At 49.3% G+C, this 1291-nt stretch carries 2 protein-coding genes; both read right to left on the reverse strand.

Annotated elements, in window-relative coordinates; all coding sequences use genetic code 11:
- The coding region (locus B4U84_RS30155; protein WP_131121663.1) for an ATP-binding protein at positions 1-836 on the reverse strand (836 nt) is incomplete at its 3' end.
- 32 nt (positions 837-868) lie between these two features.
- Positions 869-1291 (reverse strand): metal-sensitive transcriptional regulator (locus B4U84_RS31065; RefSeq protein ID WP_510650829.1); only part of this gene is annotated, 423 nt, incomplete at its 5' end.

Raw genomic sequence — 1291 nt, forward strand, 5'->3', positions numbered from 1 at the left:
ATCTCCAGTCCTAAGTATTCTTCGTCTACGGCTCGCATTGCCAGCATGGGATTACCCCCGGCGCGTTCTTGGAGTTTGGCCAAGTCTGAGGGTTTGAGTTCAATTCCTCGCTCTATCGCTGCTTGAATCATGATTTCTCTGATTGCGTGTTCGGGCAGAGGTTTTAACTCAATGCGCGGGATATTTATAAAGATGTCAGTACGTGGGGGGTCAGTAGCAAGTAATAGCATGGGTACACCACTTCGCCGCAGATGCTTGAGCCACATTCGGAATTTGGCATCGCAGGCGTGGGCATCATCTAGTATTAGGAATGCTGTGTTTGACTCCAAGAAAMSRGCGATCGCCCTTTTGAGTTTGTCTGCCGTCAGTGATTTGCCCTCAAGGTCTTCGGTTGGTATCTCGAATTGTCCAGCAATTTCCAAAAGCATCTGCTTGGGTGTCGCCGGCTCAATAAACGCCACCATAAAGCCGTCATCCTGTAATTTCTCAACTACAGCACTTGCTAGTACAGATTTACCACTTCCATCYTCRCCRGCGATKARAATWGCWCCATTAGCCAACAATGATGCTGTAGTGCGGTTTAACTCGGCTTGTCGGTAGATTTTGAAGTCTCCCGAAGTCGCCACAACGGGGGGAACCCCCGCAAGGCGCTTCTCTCCAGGCGTGGGTAATTCTTCAGTTTGTGCTGTTAGCGGTAGCGGGGCGTTTAGCCCGTTCTGAGTTTCGTTTTTAGAGGAAAGTTTGGGGAATAGGGAAATTGCCCCACCAATGCTTAATGTCACTAGTGAGAGAGGATTTAGCCCATTGACTGCGACAATCACCCCAGTTGCCAACATTCCTAAAAATTTCAGGCTGCTGCCCCAAAATCCTAAGCCGCCGCGCTTTTGTTGGCGAAATTGACTAGCGACTTGGCGTATGCGAAAGGGTCAACTTCGCTCATCTTTGATGATTGCTTAATCTTTGCCCTGAGTTCTTCGGGCAAGGAATCAGGATTTTCGATGAACTGTTGAGCCAGCATATTTTCAGCAATCAACACACCAGCAGCTTTGTTCTGTGCAGAACGCACCAACGATGCGATCGCTTCCGTCTCAGAATTATCGTGTTGCCTTGCGCCTTTTATCACCTCTGGTTCAGTCGTTAACTGTGCCGGTTCAGAAACAGTTATCGCCACTGTCGGTTGTGGTGCTTGCTCATGTTGTGGTGCTTGGTCATGTTGTGTTGCTTGCTCATGTTGTGTTGCTGTCGGTTGTGGTGCTTGCTCCTCAACTGGCCCTGATGGTTCCGGTATCGG

It is taken from the genome of Westiellopsis prolifica IICB1 (assembly GCF_004323185.1).
In the GTDB taxonomy this organism is placed as follows: Bacteria; Cyanobacteriota; Cyanobacteriia; order Cyanobacteriales; family Nostocaceae; genus Pelatocladus; species Pelatocladus prolificus_A.